At 50.4% G+C, this 24,402-nt stretch carries 18 protein-coding genes; 5 read left to right on the forward strand and 13 right to left on the reverse strand.

Annotation, left to right across the window (positions count from 1 at the left end; genetic code table 11):
- The first annotated feature begins 50 nt into the window (after nucleotides 1–50).
- The gene (locus NG346_RS00850) at nucleotides 51–1,196 is read left to right on the forward strand and encodes a sensor histidine kinase (RefSeq protein WP_262278776.1); all 1,146 of its coding nucleotides are present in this window, start codon (nucleotides 51–53) and stop codon (nucleotides 1,194–1,196) included.
- Complete coding sequence (locus tag NG346_RS00855) at nucleotides 1,189–2,007, forward strand: LytR/AlgR family response regulator transcription factor (protein ID WP_262278775.1); 819 nt, start codon at nucleotides 1,189–1,191, stop codon at nucleotides 2,005–2,007. Before NG346_RS00850 ends, NG346_RS00855 begins: the two co-directional genes overlap by 8 nt.
- Before the next feature lie 155 nt (nucleotides 2,008–2,162).
- Here the strand turns inward: NG346_RS00855 and thiL are convergent, their stop codons facing one another.
- From thiL to spt, 12 genes are all read right to left on the reverse strand, one after another.
- Nucleotides 2,163–3,278, reverse strand: a complete 1,116-nt coding sequence (thiL, locus tag NG346_RS00860; protein WP_262278774.1) for a thiamine-phosphate kinase — start codon at nucleotides 3,276–3,278, stop codon at nucleotides 2,163–2,165.
- Nucleotides 3,279–3,388: 110 nt separating this feature from the next.
- Nucleotides 3,389–4,207, reverse strand: a complete 819-nt coding sequence (locus tag NG346_RS00865; protein WP_262278773.1) for a purine-nucleoside phosphorylase — start codon at nucleotides 4,205–4,207, stop codon at nucleotides 3,389–3,391.
- Entirely contained in the window at nucleotides 4,092–5,279 is a 1,188-nt protein-coding gene (gene lpxK / locus NG346_RS00870; protein ID WP_262278772.1) for a tetraacyldisaccharide 4'-kinase, read from the reverse strand. The genes NG346_RS00865 and lpxK overlap by 116 nt, the downstream gene beginning before the upstream one ends.
- A gap of 5 nt (nucleotides 5,280–5,284) precedes the next feature.
- Nucleotides 5,285–7,054 carry a signal peptide peptidase SppA gene (gene sppA, locus NG346_RS00875; RefSeq protein ID WP_262278771.1) on the reverse strand — a complete coding sequence of 590 codons (1,770 nt, stop codon included), beginning with the start codon at nucleotides 7,052–7,054 and terminating at the stop codon, nucleotides 5,285–5,287.
- A gap of 209 nt (nucleotides 7,055–7,263) precedes the next feature.
- On the reverse strand, nucleotides 7,264–7,677 hold the full coding sequence (locus NG346_RS00880; protein ID WP_262278770.1) for a hypothetical protein: 414 nt from the start codon (nucleotides 7,675–7,677) through the stop codon (nucleotides 7,264–7,266).
- 32 nt (nucleotides 7,678–7,709) lie between these two features.
- Complete coding sequence (locus tag NG346_RS00885; protein ID WP_262278769.1) at nucleotides 7,710–8,684, reverse strand: alpha/beta hydrolase; 975 nt, start codon at nucleotides 8,682–8,684, stop codon at nucleotides 7,710–7,712.
- A gap of 177 nt (nucleotides 8,685–8,861) precedes the next feature.
- A complete protein-coding gene (locus NG346_RS00890; protein ID WP_262278768.1) occupies nucleotides 8,862–11,342 on the reverse strand; it encodes a bifunctional UDP-N-acetylmuramoyl-tripeptide:D-alanyl-D-alanine ligase/alanine racemase in 2,481 nt (826 codons plus the stop codon).
- Between the two features lie 195 nt (nucleotides 11,343–11,537).
- Nucleotides 11,538–13,046: a glutamine synthetase family protein gene (locus NG346_RS00895; RefSeq protein WP_262278767.1), complete on the reverse strand. Its 1,509-nt coding sequence runs from the start codon at nucleotides 13,044–13,046 to the stop codon at nucleotides 11,538–11,540.
- A 420-nt stretch (nucleotides 13,047–13,466) separates the two neighbouring features.
- Complete coding sequence (locus tag NG346_RS00900; protein WP_262278766.1) at nucleotides 13,467–14,126, reverse strand: GDSL-type esterase/lipase family protein; 660 nt, start codon at nucleotides 14,124–14,126, stop codon at nucleotides 13,467–13,469.
- Between the two features lie 18 nt (nucleotides 14,127–14,144).
- Entirely contained in the window at nucleotides 14,145–14,588 is a 444-nt protein-coding gene (locus NG346_RS00905; protein ID WP_396266669.1) for a lytic transglycosylase domain-containing protein, read from the reverse strand.
- A 376-nt stretch (nucleotides 14,589–14,964) separates the two neighbouring features.
- Complete coding sequence (locus tag NG346_RS00910) at nucleotides 14,965–15,960, reverse strand: hypothetical protein (RefSeq protein ID WP_262278764.1); 996 nt, start codon at nucleotides 15,958–15,960, stop codon at nucleotides 14,965–14,967.
- A 1,154-nt stretch (nucleotides 15,961–17,114) separates the two neighbouring features.
- The gene (spt, locus tag NG346_RS00915; protein WP_262278763.1) at nucleotides 17,115–18,302 is read right to left on the reverse strand and encodes a serine palmitoyltransferase; all 1,188 of its coding nucleotides are present in this window, start codon (nucleotides 18,300–18,302) and stop codon (nucleotides 17,115–17,117) included.
- Nucleotides 18,303–18,465: 163 nt separating this feature from the next.
- Here spt and NG346_RS00920 point away from each other — a divergent pair, with 163 nt between their 5' ends.
- Nucleotides 18,466–19,512 (forward strand): diacylglycerol/lipid kinase family protein, encoded by a 1,047-nt coding sequence (locus tag NG346_RS00920; RefSeq protein ID WP_262278762.1) that lies wholly within the window; start codon nucleotides 18,466–18,468, stop codon nucleotides 19,510–19,512.
- Between the two features lie 360 nt (nucleotides 19,513–19,872).
- On the opposite strand, the gene NG346_RS00925 is transcribed toward NG346_RS00920, so the two are convergent.
- Nucleotides 19,873–20,589, reverse strand: a complete 717-nt coding sequence (locus NG346_RS00925) for a tRNA1(Val) (adenine(37)-N6)-methyltransferase (protein ID WP_262278761.1) — start codon at nucleotides 20,587–20,589, stop codon at nucleotides 19,873–19,875.
- 184 nt (nucleotides 20,590–20,773) lie between these two features.
- On the opposite strand from NG346_RS00925, the gene lon reads away from it, so the two are divergent.
- Both lon and tgt read left to right on the forward strand, forming a co-directional pair.
- Complete coding sequence (gene lon, locus NG346_RS00930; protein ID WP_262278760.1) at nucleotides 20,774–23,266, forward strand: endopeptidase La; 2,493 nt, start codon at nucleotides 20,774–20,776, stop codon at nucleotides 23,264–23,266.
- A gap of 8 nt (nucleotides 23,267–23,274) precedes the next feature.
- Nucleotides 23,275–24,402: a tRNA guanosine(34) transglycosylase Tgt gene (gene tgt, locus NG346_RS00935; protein WP_262278759.1), complete on the forward strand. Its 1,128-nt coding sequence runs from the start codon at nucleotides 23,275–23,277 to the stop codon at nucleotides 24,400–24,402.

A 24,402-nucleotide genomic window follows, 5' to 3' on the forward strand; every position in this document is an offset into this window, starting at 1 on the left:
GGCTCATAATGTAGCATAATAAGTTAGATAATTGATCGTTAATAATAGCAATGAGAAGAAAATACTGGCTATCTCCTGAGAATGCCATCTACGTGCTGATGTGGCTGCTGTTTTTCCTATTGCCTATCATCATATTCTATTTGCGTTCCTTCACAGTGACGCAAGCAGAGTTTCATTGGGAAGAAGTCTTCCATATCTGGCGATGGTTCTTGATCTTCTGCCTGTGCTTTATTATCCATAACTTCTTGCTGGCTCCGTTACTGATCAAGAAGATGCGTGTCGCATACTTCTGTTCGGTGCTCGCTTTGCTGGCAATTTTCTTCGCCGTGTCAAACTATCTTCATGGTCCGGATCCCTGCAGAAATCGTCCGCCGCTCTGGCTGATAGAAAGAGAGAACAGGTTGGCACAAAAGAATCACATACAGCCCCCGTTTCCCATGCGTCACTTCGATGATCACCACTTGGGGGCATTAGGTCCGGAGTATGTGGTGAACCTGCTCCTGCTCGTAGGCGTACTTGGACTGAATCTCGGCGTGAAGTTCTATTTCAAATCAGAGCAAGACCGCAACCATCTACAGCAACTTGAGAAAGAAAGGATGTTCCTGCAACTGCAATATCTGAAGTTTCAGATCAACCCGCACTTCTTCATGAACACCCTCAACAACATTCAGGTGCTCATCGACATGGATGCGGAGAAAGCTAAGGAATGCCTGAGAGAACTGTCTGTGATGATGCGTTTTGTACTCTATGAAGGCGATAAGGACCGGGTCTCTCTACATAACGACATCCTTTTCCTGCGAAATTATGTGAAGTTGATGCGGCTGAGATACAACGATCGGTTGACCGTGACGATCGACATTCCCGACAATCTTCCCGACGTGAGCATACCGCCACTGATCTTCCCCACCTTCGTAGAGAATGCCTTCAAACACGGCGTCAGCTATAAACAGGACAGCTTCATCAACATCGCGATGGACGTCGACGACGGTGAGCTGCTCTTTTCCTGCATTAACAGCAAGAAGCCCGTGACGGAGGCGAGCAAGGTGCCTTCCGTCGGTGGAGTAGGGCTCACCAACGTGAAGCGTAGGCTTGACCTGATTTACGATGATCGCTATACACTTGATATCAAGGACAAGACAGACGTTTACGACGTCCTTCTCCGATTCCCCATACAAAAGACAGAAAATCATGATTAGATGTTTGGCAATTGACGATGAGCCGCTCGCTCTGCAACAACTGGTTAATTTCATTAATAAGATTCCTTATCTTCAACTTGTCAAGGCATGCCCCAGTGCCATGGAAGCTAAGGAGGTGTTGTCGAAAGACATGGTAGATGCTGTGTTTTGCGACATCAACATGCCCGACCTCAACGGCATGGACTTCATCAAAAGCCTGTCGTTTCCGCCGCTCGTCGTGTTTACGACAGCCTACTCAGAATACGCGGTGGAAGGCTTCAAGGTCGATGCTGTGGATTACCTCCTAAAACCTTTTGGACTCGACGACTTCCGTCGGGCATCAGAGAAGTTGCGCAGGCGACTGGGAGAAAAGGAGCAGGCTTCAACACCGGTTACATTGCAGCAACCCTCAGCAAACCGTCAGGAACAGTGCGGCACGACGGAGCCGACTGACTCTTCTCTTCCGAAGATTGGCAGCAGCACCGATTCTCTTTTCGTCAAGGTGGAGGGACGTATGGTCAAGATTCGGTTGAGCGACATCATCTACATAGAAGGAATGAGCGAATACCTGAAGATTCATCTCGACGGAAAGGATGACCGTGGACTGCCACGCCGTCCTGTTGTCTCGCTCTATTCACTGAAACGGCTGGAAGAGCGTCTTCCCGACTATTTCATGCGAATCCACCGCTCCTACATCATCAACCTCCGTCGTATCCAGGAAGTCAGCAAGACGCGTGTGATGCTCGACAACGACATGCTGCTGCCCATCGGTGATCTGTACAAAGAAAAGCTCAACGACTACCTGTGCAGAAACTATATTGGCAAATCATAGGGTCGAACAAAAGAAATGAAAGTACTATAACAATTGCAGATCCCTACCCTTTCATGTGAATGGGTAGGGAAATTCTGTGTATTGGCAGACATGCACATTTCGTGCAATGCATGAAATGCTTATAGTATTCTTGAGGAACGGCATCAACCAAATGCTTACTCCTTCAACGCATTCCAACCTTGCGCCGTGATGTCAAACTCCTTATTGTCGCGAGAGATCAGGCGAGTACCCAACTCCTCTTTCGTGATATATCCGATCTGCTTGATGCCCTTGCTCTCCAAAGCGTCGAGCTTGTCGTGATCACCAATCGGACAGGTGAAGAGAAGCTCATAGTCGTCGCCGCCGTTCATCGCACACGTTGTGACATTCATGTTCAGCTCTTCCGCCATCACCGCCGTCTGATAGTCGATCGGAATATTCTTCTCATAAACGCGACACCCACAGTGACTCTGCTTGCAGATATGCAAGAGCTCGGAAGAGAGTCCGTCAGAGATGTCCATCATTGCCGTGGGATGGATATTGTTCTCCCGCAACAGGTTGATGACATCGCCACGCGCCTCCGGCTTGAGCTGCCGTTGAAGCAGATATTCCTTACCGGCGAAGTCCGGTTGGAAGTCATTGAGCTTGCGTGCCTCCTGCTGCAGATGCTCTACCAGCTTCGTGTTCCCGGCCTTGTGCGCCTCCTGCAACTTCTTGTTCATGGCGTCGACTTGCTGATAGAACACACTCTTCTCGCGCTCGAGCAACTGCAAGCCCATGTAAGCAGCACCGAGATCGCCTGTGACACAAATCAAGTCCGTCTCATTGGCACCATTGCGGTAGACGATGTCCTCTTTCTTTGCCTCACCGATACACGTGATGCTGATGGCCAGTCCGGTATAGGATGCCGTCGTGTCTCCACCTACGACATCCACGCTCCACTTCTCGCAAGCCTTGCGCAGGCCATCGTAGAAAGCCTCGATGTCCTCCACTTTCAGTCGTTTGCCGATAGCCAAAGACACTGTCATCTGCCGTGGCGTACCGTTCATGGCAAAGATATCAGATATGTTGACCATCGCGGCCTTGTAGCCCAACTCCTGCATCGTGATATAGGTAAGATCAAAGTGGATGCCTTCCATGAGCATGTCCGTGGTCACCAATACCTCCGAATCAGGATAATGGAGCACCGCGCAGTCGTCGCCCACACCGTAGCGTGTCGACTCGTTGATTGGCTTGATGTCTTTAGTGAGATGATCGATCAGACCAAACTCACCCAACTTTGCAATTTCCATATATTCTCCTACGAGTATCTGTATACTATGTTACTATGTCTAATTTTAAGTCCGTATACTATGTTACTATGTCTAATTCAAAATCAGTATACTATGTTATTCCGTCTTTTCTACTTGTTACTCTGTCTAATGATCATTTCGCGCATGATCTCCGTCATCTTGGGTTCCGCGCTGTTGGCAGCCTTCTGCACTTCCTCATGGCTGACCTCCACAGGTGGCTCAAAGCCGCCCAAGTCGGTGATGATGCTCATGCCAAAGACCTTGATGCCGCAGTGACGCGCCACTATCACCTCAGGAACAGTAGACATGCCTACCGCGTCACCACCCAAGAGATGATACATCCGATACTCGGAAGGCGTCTCGAAGGTAGGACCCTGTACGCCTACATAGACACCATGCTGCAGGGCGATGCCCTTCTCCTTGGCGATGCTGTCGGCGAGAGCGATCAGCTCATGGTCGTAAGCCTCATGCATATCGGGGAAGCGCGGACCTGTCGGGAAGTTCTTACCACGCAGAGGATGTTCGGGGAAGAGGTTGATATGGTCGGTGATGACCATCATGTCGCCGATATGGAACTTCGGGTTCATGCCGCCGGAGGCGTTGCTGACGAAAAGCGTCTTGATACCCAACTCATACATCACCCGCTCGGGGAAGGTAACCTCCTTCATCGAGTAGCCCTCATAGAAATGGAAACGGCCGTCCATGGCAATGATGTCCACGCCACCGAGCTGTCCGAAGATGAGCTTGCCGGCATGTCCCTCCACGGTAGACACGGGGAAGTTGGGAATATCCTTGTAAGGGATTTCCAGTGTCTTAGTTATCTCGGAAGCTAATTGTCCGAGGCCTGTTCCCAGAATGATGGCGGTCTGCGGGCTTGCTGTCATCCTTGCCTTTAGCCAGGATGCTGTTTCTTGAATTTTTTTGTACATAGCTAATGATTTTATGGTTGAACGTCTCAGCCTCGTCGAGCATAAACCTGATGCGGATGGGCAGGCGGTAGAGATGCCGCCGCACATCGTCGTCAAGTCCTTCGAGGTTCACAAGACGTGTACTGTCTTTGTCTGTAGTGATGACCACACGCGGTTCGGGCAACGATTGAAAAGCCTCGTTGATGCGCTGCGCGTCCTTTGCCTTGAAGAAATGGTGGTCAGCAAAGGTCAGCGGTGTGATCGACCGGCACTGCCTCTTCAGGTCGGCCTCCATCTGCAAAGGCGAAGCGATGCCCGTGAGCAACAACACATTTTTGCCACATAGTGGAGAATCTGCCTCAGCGAGCGACTCTGCTTCGTTAGGGAAGACAGCGACGGGAGCGTCGTAGTCGATGCAAGTAAAATAGAGTTCCTGATAGGGATAGAGGTTCATGGCCTTGGTGAGCACACGAAACTCCATCGGCTTCAAGTCTTTCGGACATTTGGTGATGATCACGATGTCGGCACGACTCTTGCCGTTGAGACTCTCACGCAGCCGGCCAGCCGGCAAGAGCTTGTCGTAGATGATCAATCGGTGATAGTCGACGAGCAGAATGTTGATACCGGGCTTGATATAGCGGTGCTGGTAGGCATCATCGAGAAGGATGACGTCGACATCGTGAGTCTCCTTGTCATGCGTCAGCCTGTCTACGCCCTGACAGCGGTTCTTGTCTACAGCGACGTAGACATCGGGGAATTTCTGCTTCATCTGGTAAGGCTCGTCACCGATCTCGCGTGCTGTCGTCTCGTCGTCAGCGAGTACATAACCTTTGCTCTTGCGCTTATAGCCACGCGAGAGCACGCCGACCTTCACCACATCTTTCAGCAGTCGGATGAGATATTCCACATGTGGTGTCTTGCCGGATCCGCCCACCGTGATATTGCCCACAGCGATGATCGGTATCGCAAAGGACCGCTTTTTAAGCACGCCGAGGTCAAAGAGCCAGTTGCGGAAGCCCACACCTAAGCCATAGAGCCAACTCAGCGGCAAGAGCCATTCATTGATTTTGATGTAATCCCCTTCTGTTCGCATGATTTTTATTTGATTATCAACTCATAAGGCAGCCGTGCCTGCAAGCGGCTCATCGAAGTTGCCCTACGCATCATCATGTAGGCACCATAGTCATCGCCCAACACGGCACGCAGCTGACCGTCGAGATAAGAGCCCGTGGAACTGCTGAACAGATCCATCATCTGGTCAAACATATCCTCAGCTCCTGGATAGGAAACGGTATGCCACTCTGAGAGTGAAGCCAACTCCGCGGCTTTCGCTACTGCCACATCCAGTCCGCCTAAGGCATCGACAAGTTTCAGCTTCTTCGCATCCATACCTAAGTAGACATGTCCTTGGGCCAACTCCTCCACACGGTCCATCGTCATGGCACGGCCTTCAGCCACACGGGACTTGAAGAGACGGTAGCCACGATTGACAGAGGCTTGCATGAGTGACTCTTGCTCCACCGTCATGGGTGCCATGTCGTCGCCCATAGTACTGTTGCGGTTGGTCTGAACATAATCGGCGTTGATGCCCAACTTGCCCGTCATCAACTTAGAGCGGTCGATGCTCGCGCCATAAATGCCAATGCTGCCCGTCAGCGTAGTGGGCTCAGCGATAATATAGTCGGCAGGCGCACTGATGTAGTAACCGCCCGAAGCAGCATAGCCGCCCATCGACACGACGACCGGCTTACGCTTGGCCAAATTCTTGATGGCGTGCCAAATCTGTTCGGATGCATAAGCTGAGCCACCGGGAGAATCCACGCGGATGACGACAGCCTTCACGCCGTCATCGTCGGCTAAGCCATTGAGATCATCGGCCATGTCCTTACCAACAATCATGCTGCCACTGTTGAACATCGACTGCGGCGAAGCCTCGTCAACAATTTCTCCCTCGGCATAGTACACGGCGATCTCGTCGCCTTTACTTTCTTTGACCGTGGAAGCCAGGTCACTGGCTGACACCTGTGGGATCATGTCGTCGTTGTCCAGTCCCAAGCGCTTCTTGATATTGGCCTTCATTTGGTCTGCATAGAGCAATCCGTCGACGAGATGATATTTCTGAAAGTTCTTCGCATCCTCTACGCCGATGTATCGGTCAGCGTATGCGTTGAGTGTGTCTGCGCTGATCTTGCGGTTCTTGCTCACCGTAGCTACGATCTTATCCCATGTACCTTGAATGAACCGTGTGGTCTGGGCACGGGCTTCGTCACTCATGTGGTCGTTGATCAACGGCTCAGTGGCACTCTTATACTTACCGCACTTGAATACATTGAATTTGATTCCAATCTTATCCAGCAAGGGTTTGAAATACATCATCTTTCCGCCGAGGCCGTGCCAATCAACAACACCCTGAGGATTGAGATAGATTTTATCGGCAGCACTGGCAAGATAATAGGTAAAGGCATTATAGCTGTCAGCGTATGCCACCAGCCACTTTCCCGAGATCTTGTAATCCTGCAAGGCATCATAGATCTCTTCTACCTGAGCCGGATCAGCACCGAAGCTGCCGCCCTCAAGATAGATGCCGGCTATCTTGTCGTTGGTCTTTGCCTGCTTGATCGCCGTGAGTATATCTTCCAAAGTCTGACTGGTGTTGCCTTGCAGTTCGTCGCTCAGCGAAGTGGTACCATGATCTGACAAGCTTCCATCAAGTTTCAACACGAGAACACTGTTCTTCTGCACGCTCGGAGTAGCCTCTGATGCCGCCATCATCCCCGACAGCGTCATCATAGCGATCAAGAACGCTACGATGGTGAAAACGAAAAGGCCGACAACAGTCGCACCGGTCATCTTAAAGAATTCTTTCATACACTTGATATTGTTGGATGATTAGAAACAATAAAGTTAATGGTTTCAACGTTTCTGCAAACTTACGAAAAAAAAATCACATAAGCAAACTTTTGCTTTATGAATACGCTACGTTGGACTTGACTGCAACACGATGATAACAGATATGAAGAGCACAGAAATGGCTTCCGCACTCTATCATCTATCTCTCGGATCAGTCAAGCCGACCGTTATTGCTTGTTTTGTTTCTGTCGTGCATGAATGATTCTGACCGTACCACAAAGTGCATCATAGCGTACCTGCAGAGAGTCGCGCTTGACACGCAGCTGGTTGCGACGAAGCAGACTGCGCTCGCTGTTCATCTGCTGAATAGTGGCTTGCAGGGCAGAGTCGGTGCGTCCGATGTCCTGTTGCGTCATCTTCAGACTGGCATCTTGCCAGATGACCAATGCCCGCTGACGGCTCTTGATGGCCCGAGGATGCTGGGCGCGCAGCTGGGTGATGGCGTTGAGCGCAGCCTGATACTGTCCATCGTGATAGAGCGTCTCTATCTTTTTCATCAGTGGCGCCGCCTTCTCGTCCTCGGTTGGCTGACAAGCGAAACAACTCGCCAAGACTATAATTGCTAAGATATATTTCTTCATAACGATAAGAATTTCCTATATATAATAATGTGTCATGGTTCTACATAGCGTTCCACAAACTGCCTCACCACACGACGATAGGCTTGCGGATGATCATGGAGGCTGCGGGCATGGGCGGATTCCTTTGCGAGCCACTTCTCCTTAGGCTGTGGCTTGGCCTTGTAGAGCGGCTCCACCATCCACGTCGGTACGAAATCATCCTTTGTGCCGTGGATAAACAGCATCGGCTTATGGCAGTGTGCCACCATCCTCAACGGCGAGGCCTCGCCAAACGACCAGCCATAGCGCAGACGGCAGAGGGCGGAAGCGGTATAGAGGATTGGGAAAGGCGGCAAGCCGAACTGATCGCGCAGCTCACTGCCGAACTCGTCCCACACACTGGTGTAACCGCAATCTTCTATAAACGCTTTCACGTATGCAGGTGTCTGCTCGCCGGAGACGCACATCGTCGTCGCCGCACCCATGGAGATGCCATGCACAACCATGCGCGACTGTCGGTCGCTCAGACCAAAGCACTTGTTGGCAATGCTTATCCACTGGAGCACATCCAGACGGTCGAGCCAGCCCATCTGCTGGTGATCGCCTGTGCTGCGACCGTTGCCGTAGAGCTCCGGAAGGAGGACATTGTAGTTCATCTCTTGATAGACCTTGGCCCAAGGCAGCATATAGATCGCGCAATCGGTATAGCCATGGACAACCACGGCTATCTTGCTGCTCCGACGTGGCGCAAAGAGATAGACACCATGCAAACTGTCGCCACGGGCATTGACGATGACAGTATCGTGAAGGCAGTGGTTAGCCCGCAGGCTGTCGGTCCACGGACGCAACGACGGATAGCTGTGCTGTATACGCTTCCAGATATAGGCCTCGTGCCGTCCCTTGTTGAAAGACGGGCGCAGCGCATAGTCGAGCATATACCAGCTCGCGCCTCCCAACACGACCGTCAGCAAGACAAGAATACCAAGGACGGTCCAAAGTACGAGACGTCGTTTTCGACGATTCAGCATAAGTAAACGTTGATATATAACTGTTGACAGAAAGGACATTGACAGAGAAAACGTTGATATAAAAAGAGGCTACAACTCGTCATTGCAGCCTCTCTGTTGTTATTTCAAGAGACGGCGGAATCATTGTCGTCGTCTGTTTCTCTCATTCTTTTTTTCAGGATTTAGTTGTCCAACCCTTTAGTCGTCCTGATAATATACGCGCTTGACACGGTTGCTGATGCCGGTGAGCACCTCGTAAGGGATGGTATCAAGGGCATCGCTGAGCACCGTCACGGGCAGATGGTCGCCGAAGATCTCCACCGAGTCGCCTTCCTTGCAGTCGATACCCGTGACATCAATCATAGCCACGTCCATGCAGATGTTGCCGACATACTCTGCCTTTTTGCCGTTGACAAGGCAGTAGCAGTGGCGGTTGCCGAGATGGCGGTTCAGTCCGTCGGCATAGCCGATAGGTATGGCGGCGATGACGCTGTCATGATCGATCTTACCCTTGCGGCTGTAGCCCACAGTGTCACCGGCAGGCACGTGGCGCAGTTGCAGGATCGTCGTCTTCAGCGTCGACACGTTGTTGATGATCTGATTGTTGCGGCTGTTGATGCCATAGAGTCCGAGACCCAGACGGCACATGTCCAACTGACGCTCAGGGAAGTGCTCGATGCCGGCAGAGTTGTCGATATGGCGGAGAATTTTATGGTCAAAGGCGGCCTGCAGTTTCTTGCTGCCCTCGTCGAAGAGCTGGAACTGATGAGCAGAGAAGTCGTCGAACGAGTTATCGTCGGAACCGACAAAGTGAGAGAAGACAGAGCGCGGGATGATGGCATTCTGATGTTTCAGTCTGTCGATGAGTTCATCCATGTCTTTCTCCGGGTCGAAGCCGAGGCGGTGCATACCTGTGTCGAGCTTGATATGTACGGGATAGCCTGTGATACCCTCTTTCTCTGCGGCTTTCACCAACGCGTCGAGCAGGCGGAACGAGTAGACTTCCGGCTCCAGGTCGTAGTCGAACATCGTCTTGAAAGCACTCATCTCAGGGTTCATGATCATGATGTTGCTGGTGATACCATTGCCACGGAGCATGGCACCCTCGTCAGCGACAGCCACGGCGAGATAGTCGACACGATGGTCTTGCAGCGTCTTGGCCACCTCCACACTACCGGCACCGTAGGCGTCTGCCTTGATCATGCACACGAGTTTGGTCTCGGGCTTCATAAACGAGCGGTAGTAGTTGAGGTTCTTCACCACAGCACCAAGGTTCACTTCCAGCACGGTCTCATGCACTTTCTGTACAAGCAACTCCGTGATCTGGTCGAAGCCGAAGCTACGCGCGCCCTTGAGCAGGATGACCTCGTCGCGCAGACTCTTGAAGACCTCGCTATGAATGAAGGCGCCGACACTCTCGAAGAAGAACTTCTCCGCGATCTGTATTTCGTCGGCATACTCACTGATAACCTTGCCGATACCGATGAACTTCACCACGCCGCGCTTGCGGGCCAGGTCGCTGACCTCGTGATAGAGCTCGGCAGGCTCCTCGCCACTCTGGAAGATGTCGCTGAGGATGAGCGTACGACGACGGCCTTTATGGTCGGGACGACGGTTCATGAAGTCAAGCGCGATGTCGAGCGAGTTGATATCCGAGTTGTACGAGTCGTTGATCAGCGTACAGCCGTGGCGGCCTTCCTTCACCTCCAGACGCATGGCAATCGGCTCCAACTGCTCCATGCGCTCGGCAAGCTGCTCGGCAGAAACACCGACATGCAGGGCAACAGCGGCGCAGATGATGGAGTTGGTGATCGACGCGTCGTCGATAAACGGAATGGTATAGCGGTTTTCCTTACCACCTTTATATATATAGTGAATCGTGGAAGAAGCGTCTTCCTTCTCGATCTTCTTGACATACATCGGTGCCTTGCTGTCCTTCAACGACCAGCACAAGCGCTCGCCCTGGTAGTTGAACTCGCCTGCCACCTTATTAATAATAGCATCATCCTCGTTGTACACGACGGTCTGTGCATCGTGGAAAAGGATGAGTTTCTCACGGCACTTCTCCTCCATCGACGAGAAGTTCTCCTGATGAGCATCACCAAGATTCGTCAGCACGGCAATCGTCGGCTGGATGATGTCACGCAGCGCCAGCATCTCACCGGGCTGACTGATGCCCGCCTCGAAGATACCCACCTGGGTGTTGTCGTCCATAAGCCACACCGAGAGAGGCACACCGATCTGAGAGTTATAGCTACGCGGACTGCGGGTGACATAGAGCTGGGGGGAGAGCAACTGATACAGCCACTCCTTGACCATGGTCTTGCCGTTGCTGCCCGTGATACCGATGATAGGGATGTTGAACTCGTCGCGATGGCGTTCAGCGAGCCGCTGCAGGGCTTCGAGCGTGTTGACGACTTTCAGAAAGTTGGCATCGGGATAATCGACAGCATAACCGGCAGGTACGTCGGTGACCACAAAGTTGCGGACACCACGGCGGTAGAGCTCTGGGATGTAGTTATGTCCATCGTTACGTGTTGACTTAAGGGCGAAGAACAAGGTCTCCTCGGGAAAACAAAGCGAACGGCTGTCTGTCAGGAGAAAGCCGACGTTGGCATCCGCACTACCATAGCGGCGTGCGCCGATGAGTGTAGTTACTTTTTCAATAGTATAAGTCATTGCAATTGCTTTTATCTACTGCAAAGATAGTGCAAACGAGTGGAATGACAAAATAAAATGGAATGAAATGGAATTTTATTTTTCATTTCCGAGTGCAGCCTATCTTTAGATAAGATAGTGCAAGATCTTCTCCGCCTCTACTCACAATGACATCAGAGCGATCCCTACGACCGCTCTAATATCACGAAAGAGGCATCACCCACAATGGAAGTATCTGCCAACAAGTTTGGCGATTTCTTCAGGATGCAGGGCTACGTCGTGACGGAGGGTGCGGTCGTTGAAACTTCTGAGCTGCGCGATGACGCCGTCAATCATAGCCTTGGAGAAGATGCCGTATTGCTCAAAGACCGCACGCTGCTGTTCCAGACAGTCGGCGGAAGCCGCACAGCTGTCGGGCAAAGACTTCAATTCTGCGAGTTTCTGCTCATTGGCCTTGTCGTGGATATTCACAGCTACGTAGGTGCGGTCCGCCATAGCCAAGGCATCGGGCATCTCCAGTCCATGAAGCAGTCCTACGCAGATGCCTGCGAGCATCTGGTAAGGATCAGCAGAGCCATCGGCAGACCGGATCTCAAAGGTCTGCTTGCCGCTTGTGTCATAGTTGCGTTCGGGCTCCTCGGGATTGGCTTTATGACACATATCCACACCGGAAGTCCAGCCGAGTGGCACACGTACGAGCACCGAGCGGTTGCGGTCGCCCCAGCATACATTCGTCGGTGCTTCCTGATGCGGAACGAGACGGAAATACGACGTAGGATTCTTGTTGCCAAAGGCAGTCAGCGCCGGAGCCACGTCGAGCAGGCCAGCGATCGCCTTGCGTGCCGTGTCGCTCAGCTTCCCGTTCTCCACGAGCACGTTCTTATCCTCCTTCCGCAACTGTATATGGAAGTGAAGTCCGCTGCCAGCCTCTCCTGTCGTGATCTTCGGCGCAAAGGTCACGTCATAACCCTCGCGGTAGCCTACATTGCGGATGATCCACTTGGCAATCAGCAACTCATCGGCAGCCTGCTCAGCAGGAACTGGCAGAAACTCGATCTCGTTCTGCTCATAGGTAAGTCCGTTCTTCGTGAAGTTACCCACCTCACTGTGTCCGTACTTGATAATACCGCCGGACTGTGCGACAAGCATCATGCAACGCGTGCGGAAGTTACCGCCCTTGGCATAAGGGGCACTCTCGTGGTAGCCGTGTTGCTCTTGTGCGGGAAAAGAGTCTACCGAAGGCTTGATGACGTAGTATTCCAGTTCACCCATCGCCCAGAAGTCCAGCCCCTGGCGGTCACGCAGCGTGGTGATGGCCTTGCGCAGCGTATACTCCGGTGCACTCTCCAGCGGATTACCGTCCTTGTCGAAGAACGAGCAGAGCATGCAAAGTGTAGGAATCTCGGCAAAAGGATCGATGAAAGCGGTAGAGAAACGCGGCATCACATACAAGTCACTGCTCGAAGCCTGGATAAAGTCGAACAGCGAAGAGCCGTCGACACGCTCACCGCAGCTAAGGATCGTGCGCAGATATGCTTCATTGGTAATCACGAAGTTTAGCGTCTTCAGCTTACCATCACCACCGGGGTACATGAAGTTCACCATCTGAATAGACTTGAACTTGATGAGTTTGATGATGTCTTCCATCGTAAAATCCTTCGGTGCCTTTTGCAGATAAGCCACCACAGGATTCATATTCATTAAGACACGTGTGTTATTCTCCATAGTCGATTTTTAATTATTGGTTATCGCTGGCAAAGATAAGGTAAAGGAATGAAATCGCAAAAGAAAAGGCAAAATATCTTCTTTCTATTTTCACAAACGAGCACATCTGTGCCACGTTTTTTCTTTTAACGCGCCATCATAATAAACGAATATAAAGAAAATAGTTCAGCTAATAAGTTTGAAGACTTACTACTTGCTATTTTTATCAAGAATTTGAGAATTAGAGAATATCCTGCCCATCATTGTGGAGTATGAAGGAATAAGAATTTAGTCACGGCAATATTCCACTGAACAATTTCAAAAGGAAACACATTTCCAAAATGCCTTTGAAACGTCGCTTTCAAATCGACTCTTGAAACATTTCACTCCCCTCTCCTTTGGAGAGGGGTTAGGGGGTGAGGCTTGAAACCTGATTAGGAGTTAGTGGGTGAGGCTATACAAATACTTCTTAATCTCAAACGCCCACATCTTATAGCCAAAGGGTGTGAGCAGGAAACCGTCTTGCGTCAGTTCGCGTCGCATCTCATTGGTACCACGACGGACAAAGTTACGGAAGAGATTGATGTACGCGATATGTTTTTTTTCGCAATAATGGCGGAGGCGCACATTGAGTTGCGCCATCATCTGCATCTTGCCTTTGAGCAGTTCCTGGTTATTCTCCCATATCGGCAAGTTGCTCTCGACAAACAGCTTCGTGCGGGGAGACGTGCGACGTATATGAGCGATCAAAGCCACACTGGCATTAAAAGCCTCGTCGACCGTCTTTCCCTCGATGATGTCCTGTCCGCCCGTCATCAGAAAGATAGCTTTCGGGCGTCCTTTCAAGACAGAGCCAATGCGACGATACATCCCTTCCGCATCATCTCCTGCAATGCCACGGTTGCACACATGACGCCAGGACAACAGCACACTCCAGTCACCGGCATACTCGGTCAAAGCGTTGCCAAGCATCACGATGTCTGTGCTGTCGACGTCACGCATGGCAGCAAACTGTGCTACACGCTCCTGATAATGCTCCGACTGCGCACAAGCGGGAAGCATCAGAAAAAGGGAGAGAATGAAAAAGATGTATCGTCTCATTATTATATATAAGGTGTGTTAACCTTTCATGACCTTTAGGACACGCTCCAGATAGCGCTGCGTTCGCTTCACACTATAGTGGATACCGCCATTCCACGAGCGTATCGCCTGTTCAATATTACGTAGCGGATTGTACTTCGACTGTATCAGAAGAAACATTTCCTTCGATTTCTTAACACTCAGACGGTCAGAGAGTTTATACCGTTTCTTACTTCTCCTGCTTCTGAGGATGTTGTTGCACTCAGCCACAAGCAGCGGTGTGATCTGCATAGCTCCCACCGAACTACCACTCTTAGCCTTGCTGTTACCACCACTCTCCACTTGAATGATTGCGTTCATCACATTTTCCCAATAATCGCTCTGTGAAGAGTCTACTGCGTCGGAATCCAGATTGTTACCCGCAAAAGCGCTGAAAGTTCCGACAAAAAGCATCGTCAAAATCAATAAAACGTTTCTCTTTATACCTTGCATAACTAACTATTTATGGAGTCCGGATCTATAAAAGACAGATCCCGGATAGGTTAAAAACAAGCGCTATCCAACTCCGTTCAACATAAGAGGAAAGCCTCCAATTAATTCTGTAGAAACTGGTTATCCTCACATTAACTTTACAAAGTTAAGACAAAAAAGTGAGATAACCAAATGAATTATAACAAATTAAGAAAAGACAACAACGGCCGCACTTCTCCCGAAGTGCGGCCGCTTACTTTTCTTATTGGAACAAATGCAAGTCCCGGAATCCCTTCCATCTTGCATTTACAAACCTGTATAGTAAAAATGGAGCTACTATACTTAAATAATGAATGATATTATATGAATCTATTGAATAAATGTTTGCTTAATTATTGTGGATGTATTGTTGTGAGGGCGCGTTTGGTGAAAACATGTCATCGAAGGGACAGGCTTCGACTGTTATCTTGTTGTTGATTTCATCCAACGGCGTATATATGGGATTGCCCTGCGCGTCGTACACCGGACTGCTACCAATGCCGCCTACCGTTGCACTGATGTGATAGTGCATTCCGGCTTTGATGCTGCCTAAAGGAAGAGGGAAACACGTCGGCATCAGCATCTGTCCGACTCCATAGGGCGCAAACTGCCCCTTGACGACAAGCATGAGTGGATGGTTGCTGTCACTGTCGCATGACGGTGAGAAAAGCGGAAGATTCTTGAGGAAATGGTGTCCACTGACGGCTGTGATTCCATTGGTGCAGAGGCAACTGTGTCCTCGAAAGCCCGGCATCCCATAGTGCGACATATCGCCGTGGCAGCAATCAGCACAGACCTCACCGGGCGAGAGAGCCTCCGGTACGTTGGTGAGCAGGAGGTTTTCCGGGATAAAGAGATCCCTGCCACGCTCGCCGTTGAATGACTGTAGGTCGATTTCGAAATGGTCTACCGTGATTTTAGCCAGAAGGGGGGATACGCTCACTTCGGCAGTGTACAGCAGTCCGGCGCTGTTGGCTGGTGTCAGTGTTTGGGATTCACCGAACATTGGTAAGCGTGCGTCACTCCCAAGACTGGGGGACATGCAGTTGCTCAGTGCTTCGTCGATTGTCATCTGCCGGTTGCGGAAGGCTTGTTCGTCGGTAATGCAGCCCTCATAGAAGTCTGCCGGCGCATTGCACATTACCAGTACGTGGTCGGATGCGCTCAGTTGGGAGGACATGGGAAGCCGGACCGTGTCCTGTCTGACAGCAGCAGCTTCCAGTGTCTTTACATTCTTCGTTTTGCCATCGTGACCAAAGACACCGATTGTCACGCGATCCACGGGAATCTGAGCACTTAAATGGATGTGCACGTCCAAAGAACTAATTGACTTTTCTCTTATCATCGCAGCTTTTATTGAAACTGTAGGGGAATAATTCATAATGCTGATATGTTTGTGTTATACTGATGTTTATATGTCTTTTGTGTTTGTGGAAGCCCATCCCAACTGCATTTTTTATTGCATTTGACTTTGTGGACAGAGTCAATCTCTGCCCATGTTCTATCGCAATAATTCAACAATTGAAAATGAGTTTGTAATCCAGAGTTTATGTTGTTGTCTTGTGTTCGTTGTGTTGTTACTTTATATTCGTTGTGTTGTTGTGTTGTTGTGTTATGTATATCGTTGTGTTATGTATATCGTTGTGTTGCTATGTTGCTGCGTTGCCGGCTTTTTTCTTGTTTGTTATCCTGAATGAAATCTAATCGATCCTTAACCTGTCAGCCAACTACGCTAAAGGAGGGCCACAAGCATAAACTCGTGGCACCTTTCCATTTTTTATATTTAAATTGCAGAAAAGATCATGTTACTGCAGCTAATACCATACTGAAAATCATGTAAGAACTATAATATCTTCATTTTGCGGGAGCAAAGGTACTGACTATTTTCATCATACACAAATTTGATGAGGCAAAAATTATATCCCCAAGGTATAAAAAATGTTTATTCATAAAAAATGTCCACCTTTTAGCGATCTGTTCCCTCTTGCGCATCTTATGGATACACTACTGCCCTACTCTATCAATGGAAATATGATCTATGTCTCGTCCCTCTTTGAAAGCCTCAATCGTTTGCCGATAATTTATAATGACAAAAAACGGTCGTGAAACATGGATGCTCCAGCGAGGAATAAGTGTGAAACATACTTCAGATTCAAAAAAAAGTGTACTCGGGGCGACTCGAAACTGAGCTTTTATGAGAAACTATGGCGTATTGGCAATGCATCTCGGCGAGATGGCGAGGTCATCTCACCGAGATGTCGGTGTCAAACCACCGGAATGATGATGTCATCTCGGCGTGATGATTTCTGAATGCTTTACAAAAGAGGAGAACAAAAACAAAGGGTTTCTGTAAATAGCTGATTAAGTGGTAGTTAGAAAAAGACTCAGAAATTGCCAAAAATCAGAGCCAAGGACGAAAGAAAATAAAAAAACGTCGCCACAGGCGACGTTTTTTATCATTTTTCCCAACATGCGGGATGGATGACTCTTTGCAAGTATTTACTTGATGATACCCTGCTCGACAAAGATCTGCTTGAGGATCTGCACACCGCGCTCGACTTGCTCTTTACTGTGAGTAGCCATCAGTGCGAAGCGGACCAAAGTATCCTGTGGAGCGCATGCGGGCGGAATGACAGGGTTGATGAATACGCCACGGTCGAAAGCCAACTTGGTGACGAGGAATGTCTTGTAGCTGTCGCGGACATACAGCGGAATGATAGGACTCTCGGTCTCGCCAATCTCGAAGCCCTCCTCACGGAAGCGTTTCAAGGCGTAATTGGTCACATCCCACAAGTGCTGGATACGCTCCGGCTCCTCCTGAATGATGTGCAGCGCCTCGATGGCAGCGGCTGTTGCGGCCGGCGTGTCACTGGCGGAGAAGATATAGGTGCGGGAGGTGTGACGCAGATAGTTGATGGTGTCCCAGTCAGCAGCCACAAAGCCACCGATGGAAGCAAGACTCTTGGAGAACGTACCCATGATGACGTCTACCTCGTCCTGAAGGCCAAAGTGGTGACAGACACCACGTCCCTGCTCACCGAAGACACCGAGACCGTGAGCCTCGTCGACCATGATCGAGCAGTTGTACTTATGTTTCAGTTCCACGATCTCAGGCAATTTAGCCAAGTCGCCTTCCATGGAGAAAACGCCATCGACGACAATCAGCTTCACAGCCTCGTGGGGCAACTTCTTCAAAACGCGCTCCAAGTCCTCCATGTCGTTGTGCTTGTAGTGGAGCTGAGTGGCGAAACTCAGACGGCGTCCGTCAACGATGGAAGCATGGTCACGGTCATCGCAGATGACATAGTCACCACGACCGACCAACTGGGGAATGACACCCGCATTGACAGAGAAACCAGTGGAGAAGCACAGAGCTCCGTCTTTGTGCTCAAACTCAGCCAACTCTTTCTCCAACTGCACGTGGATGTCGAGGGTTCCATTGAGGAAACGGCTGCCTGCACAACCGGAACCATACTTAAGGAGTGCCTTCTCGGCGGCAGCGATCACACGATCGTCGCCCGTCAGACCTGTGTAGGCGTTACTTCCGAACATCAGCACCTGATGACCTTCCATAGTCACCTCAGGGCCCTGCTTGCTTGTAATTTCACGGAAATAAGGATATACGCCTTCCTCCATGTACTTCTGAGGTACACGGTAGTTCTTGTATCTTTCTTGTAACTGTCCCATCTTTTAAATAGGTGTAGATAACACTACGTTGTTTATACTTTAGGCTGCAAAGTTACAAAATTTATGGCACAATCAGCGCTTTTTGCGCAGAAATCGTCTGATTTTGCAATTTTTATTGATCTTTTCTTCTCTCATTTCATTTATATTACATAAATTTGCCCTCATGAAAAAGAAAATACTGTTCATCATCAACCCCTGTTCCGGGACGACGAGCAAACGGGTTATTCCTGAGTTCATTACTCAAAATATCAATCACGACTTGTTTGACATCGACATCCAAATGACCCAAGGTCCCGGTGACGCCACGACGATGGCCCATGCAGCCAGCGAGCGTAGCGTGGATGCTGTGGTGGCTGTTGGTGGTGACGGCACTGTGAACGAGGTGGCGCGCGGTCTGGTTCACACTCATACTGCTTTGGGCATCATCCCTTGCGGATCGGGCAACGGACTTGCCAGACACCTGCTCATACCACGTGATATCAAGAAGAGCCTTGGCATCATCAATGACTTTGTGGTTCATGATCTCGATTATTGCGTGATCAACGACATGCCGTTTTTCTGTACCTGTGGCATGGGCTTTGACGCCTTCGTCAGCCAGAAGTTCGCTGAAGCAGGCAAGCGTGGACCGGTCACTTACGTACAGAAAGTGTTGGAGGAAGGTTTGAAATACAAGCCGGAGACCTATATATTAAAGGACGACACGGGTACGCAAAGCTATAAAGCGTTTCTGATCACCTGTGCCAACGCCTCGCAATATGGCAACAACGCCTATATTGCTCCTCAGGCATCGATGAGCGACGGACTGATGGACGTGGTGATTATGGAGCCTTTCAACGTTCTTGAGGCTCCACAGATTGCCATCGACATGTTCAGCAAGACGCTTGACAAGAGCTCTCGCATCAAGACATTCCGCACCAAGCACCTGACGATTCACCGTCAGGAGCCGGGCGTAATTCACTTTGATGGTGATCCCGCCATGACAGGAAAGGACATAGATGTGCATGTCGAGGAAAAAGGTATCCGCATCATCGTCAATCCCAATGGCGACAAACGGTTGCGACGTCCCAACCTCTTGCAGACGAGCGCGGCTGATCTCTTCAATGACCTCTCGGGACTTCACGACGATCTCGTCAAGCAAACGCGGAGAGGTATCGCGCTGACAAAGCTACTGCAAAAGAAATTCGGGAAGACGATCAATAATATTAAATAACTGGAGCCTCACCCCCTTACCCCTCTCCCAAGGAGAGGGGAGTAAAATGCTTCAAGAGTCGTATTCCCTAAAAGATTCTTTGTTCTCAAGAATTTGAGAATGAGAGAATTTCATGTACATCTTGGTGAATTGATAAGAATTTGAGGACATAAGCCGCAAAGACACTTTCGTTCTAATAATCCTTTTTAATTCCAACCTATAGGAACTTCTCTAATTCTCTAATTCTTGAGATAAAAAGTATCCTCAGAGTTCATTCGCAAAACTGTTGGCGCTACACCTTATTATATATAAGAGAGAATTCTCCCGCACATAAGTCATGCTTCTTTTATGTAGTAGATTTACTATTCTCAAAAAGAGGCGCTATTTGACATAGAAGTCGGCGGTGAGCTGCTGATACCAGGCACTTCTGCTTCCGTCTGCATTCATCAGACACTGCTCGGATCGCTCTGCCGGAGAGTGGGAGGAACGGCTGAAGGTGACCAGCACACGCGAGAGAGGCTTTCGCGGGGTCGTGCGCAAAAGCAGCTCACGTTTTTTTCTGAAGCCCAAAAGATAAGCCTCGGTCTCCAAAGCCTCCTGGCTGAGCGTAGGCACAACGACGTTTACAACACCAGTGTCCGTAGTGTTTGCTTTTGCAAAAACAAAAATATCACGAAACGTCAGGCTGTCGTCTCCCGCATGACGGGCCAGCGAGCGCGAAGCCTCGGGCGCTTTCAGGCTGTTGAGAAAGTATGGCGGATTGCAGACGATACTGTCGTATGGCGCTGACGGATGAAAGTTTTGTAGGGCAGTGTGCGTCACAGTAACTCTGGAAGCGAAGGGGGATTGCCGCACATTGTCCGTGGCTTGTTCGGCGGCATCGTGATCCACTTCTATGGCATCGATATCGGCGGACGGAAAGCGCTGTGCCATCATCAGCGCAACCACGCCCGTACCCGTACCGATGTCAAGGATATGATGTCCACCTGTGGCCCATGCGCCAAGCAGCACACCGTCTGTACCTACCTTCATGGCACAGTGCTGTTGTCCGACAAAGAATTGTCGGAACTGGAAACCAATTTTTTCTGTATGACTCATAACCTCTTAAACGCTCTCATAAACATAATATTTTGCTGCAAAGCCAATTGTTAGCCAATTGTTAGACTTGGTTTAGCGTTTTTTATTGAACAGACTAAAACATTATGCTATAATTTTTGTAACTTTGCACATTAAAAGTAGTAAAGGATCCTTCTCACAGCTTGAAACAAGGAACAATATATTCATGAATAAGAAACCAAATACATCCATTCAGATGTTCGCCGACTTTGAAGGCGACACCTCTACCCTCTTCAATACTCAGGCTCCCGATGAAGTTCCCGTGTTGACGACGCGCAACATGGTGCTCTTCCCTGGTATATTGGTGCCAATCCTGTTGGGTAGAAAAGCCAGTATCAACCTGGCCAAGAAGCTCGATAAGTCGGGCAACGGCATGATTTGTGCCATCTTCTGCCAGCGCAATGCTGATATCGACTCTCCCAAAGTCGCTGATCTCTACAAGATCGGTGTTTATGCTCGGTTGGTGAAGATGATCGAGATGCCTAATATCGGCAACATCACAGCGATCTTCCAGGCACTCGGCCGCTGCGAACTTGAGACCATCACTGGCTACAAGCCTTACTATACCGGTATTGTAAAGCCTGCGCCCGAGCATATTCCTGACGACAAGGAGAAGAATACTGATGAGTACAAAACCTTTATGGCTGATTTGCATACAACCACAGAGCGACTCATCAACGTCAATGACGAGATTCCCAGCGAGACAATGATGCCGCTGAAGAATATGGGCGACGACACGCTGCTCATCAACTTTGTATGCACGAACCTGCCGTTCTCCGTACGCGACAAAATCAAATTGTTGCAGATCGGTGACATCTCACAGCGACTCATGGAACTGCTGAAACTGGAGAACCGCGACATACAGCTCAACGAACTGAAAAACCAGATTCGGCAGAAGACACATGAGGATCTTGACGAGCAGCAAAAGGAGTACTTCCTGCAACAGCAGATGAAGAACATCCGTGAAGAGCTCGGCTCTGACAATGGTTCTACTGAGAAGCATGAGCTGGAAGAGAAAGCCAAGAACAAGAAATGGCCCGATGAGGTTGCCAAACTCTTCAAAAAAGAGCTTGACAAACTCGATATGTTCAATGCTCAGAGCCCGGAGTACAGCGTACAAGTCAACTATCTCGAACAACTCGTAAGCCTGCCATGGGGAGAATATACTGAGGACAACCTCGATCTGAAACGCGCCCGCCGTATCCTCGACCGTGACCACTATGGCATGGAAAAGGTCAAGGAGCGCATCCTGGAACACCTCGCTGTGCTGCAGCTGCGTGGCGACCTGAAGTCACCGATCATCTGTCTCTATGGTCCACCGGGAGTCGGCAAGACCTCACTGGGCAAGAGCATTGCGGCAGCCATGAAGCGTAAGTATGTGCGTGTGTCGCTCGGCGGACTCCACGACGAGAGTGAGATCCGCGGTCATCGCCGTACGTATGTCGGTGCCATGCCGGGTCGTATCATCAAGAGCATTCAAAAGGCAGGCTCTTCAAATCCTGTGTTTATTCTTGATGAGATCGACAAGGTGACACAGAACACCATCAACGGCGACCCGTCGTCAGCCCTCTTGGAGGTGCTCGATCCGGAACAGAACAGTGCTTTCCACGACAACTTCCTGGATGTAGACTATGATCTCTCCAAGGTGCTGTTCATTGCTACTGCCAATGATCTCAACACGATTCCGCGCCCATTGCTCGACCGTATGGAGATCATCGAGGTGTCGGGCTATATCACGGAGGAGAAGATCGAGATCGCCAAACGCCATCTCGTGCCACGCGAACTGAAAAACACGGGCCTCGACACTATCGAACCGCCGGTGAAATTCACCAAGCAGGCATTGGAGAAGATCATCGAGTCATATACTCGTGAGAGTGGTGTGAGACAGTTGGAGAAGCAGATCAACAAGGCACTGCGCAAGCTGGCCTTCAAGAAAGCCATGGACGGAGAGTTGGAGTACACCACGATCACACCTGCTGTCTTGCAGGATCTGCTGGGCAATCCGCCTTTCTATCGCGACATCTACCAAGGCAACGACTATGCGGGTGTCGTCACGGGACTGGCATGGACAAGTGTTGGCGGTGAGATTCTCTTCATCGAGACATCACTGTCCAAAGGCAAGGGCGGCAAGCTCACGCTGACGGGTAACCTTGGCGACGTGATGAAGGAAAGTGCCATCATCGCCCTGCAATATGTCAAAGCCCACTGCGATACGCTGAACATCGACTACCGCATCTTCGACAACTGGAATATCCACATCCATGTGCCCGAAGGCGCTACTCCGAAAGACGGCCCCTCGGCCGGCATCACCATCGCCACATCGATCGCATCGGCTATCACCCAGCGCAAGGTACGCAAGAACACTGCCATGACAGGCGAGATCACGCTGCGTGGAAAAGTGCTGCCCGTGGGTGGCATCAAGGAAAAGATTCTCGCTGCCAAACGTGCCGGCATCACCGACATCGTCATGTGCCGCGACAACAAGAAAGACATCGAGGAGATCCCCGAGAAGTATCGCAAGGGTGTGGAGTTCCACTATGTCGAGAACGTACAGGACGTCTGGGACTTTGCCCTCACCGATGAGATTGTGGACCATCCCGTCGATCTGTCCATCCCCAAGGAGGACAGCGACGACAATGACAAGAAGAAAGACGAATAAACATCAGCATGACATTTGAACTTCAACATACCGACAACGCCAGTGACGCACGTACCGGACTCATCACCACAGACCACGGACAGATCAAGACCCCGATCTTCATGCCCGTAGGTACGTGTGGCTCGGTCAAGGGCGTACACTTCCGTGAGCTTCGTGAACAGGTCAAGGCACAGATCATCTTGGGCAACACCTATCATCTCTACCTTCGTCCGGGACTCGAAGTGCTGCGTGCGGCAGGCGGACTGCATGGTTTCAATGGATGGGAGCGCCCGATCCTGACCGACAGCGGTGGCTTCCAGGTGTTCTCGCTGACGGGTATCCGCAAGCTGAGAGAGGAAGGCTGTGAGTTTCGCTCGCATATCGACGGCTCCAAGCACATCTTTACTCCTGAGAACGTCATGGACACAGAGCGTGTCATCGGCGCCGACATCATGATGGCTCTCGACGAGTGTCCTCCCGGACAGAGCGACTATGCTTATGCCAAGAAGAGTCTCGCCATGACACAGCGCTGGCTCGACCGTTGCATCAAGCGGTTCAACGAGACCGAGCCGCTCTATGGTTATCACCAGAGCCTCTTCCCGATCGTGCAGGGCTGTACGTATAAAGACCTGCGTCAGGAAGCCGCAAAGTTTGTCGCCGACAAGGGCGCTGACGGTAACGCCATTGGCGGACTGGCTGTCGGCGAGCCCACTGAGGTGATGTACGAGATGATCGAGGTGGTCAACGACATCCTGCCGAAGGACAAGCCCCGCTACCTCATGGGCGTAGGAACACCACAAAACATCCTTGAGGCTATCGAGCGCGGTGTGGATATGTTCGACTGTGTCATGCCGACACGCAACGGCCGCAATGCCATGCTCTTCACTTATGAAGGCACCATGAACATGCGCAACAAGAAATGGGAGATGGACTTCTCCCCTATCGACCCGGACGGCTGTGAGACCGACAAAGTCTATACCAAGGCTTATCTCCACCATCTGTTCAAGGCCGGTGAGCTGTTGGCCATGCAGATTGCCAGCATCCACAACCTGGCTTTCTACCTCCGTCTTGTCACCGATGCGCGTCAGCACATCGAGCAGGGCGACTTTGTGCAGTGGAAGCGGTCAGTGATTGACCAGCTGGGCAGAAGAATTTGA

The organism is Hallella absiana (assembly GCF_025457485.1).
Taxonomy (GTDB): domain Bacteria; phylum Bacteroidota; class Bacteroidia; order Bacteroidales; family Bacteroidaceae; genus Prevotella; species Prevotella absiana.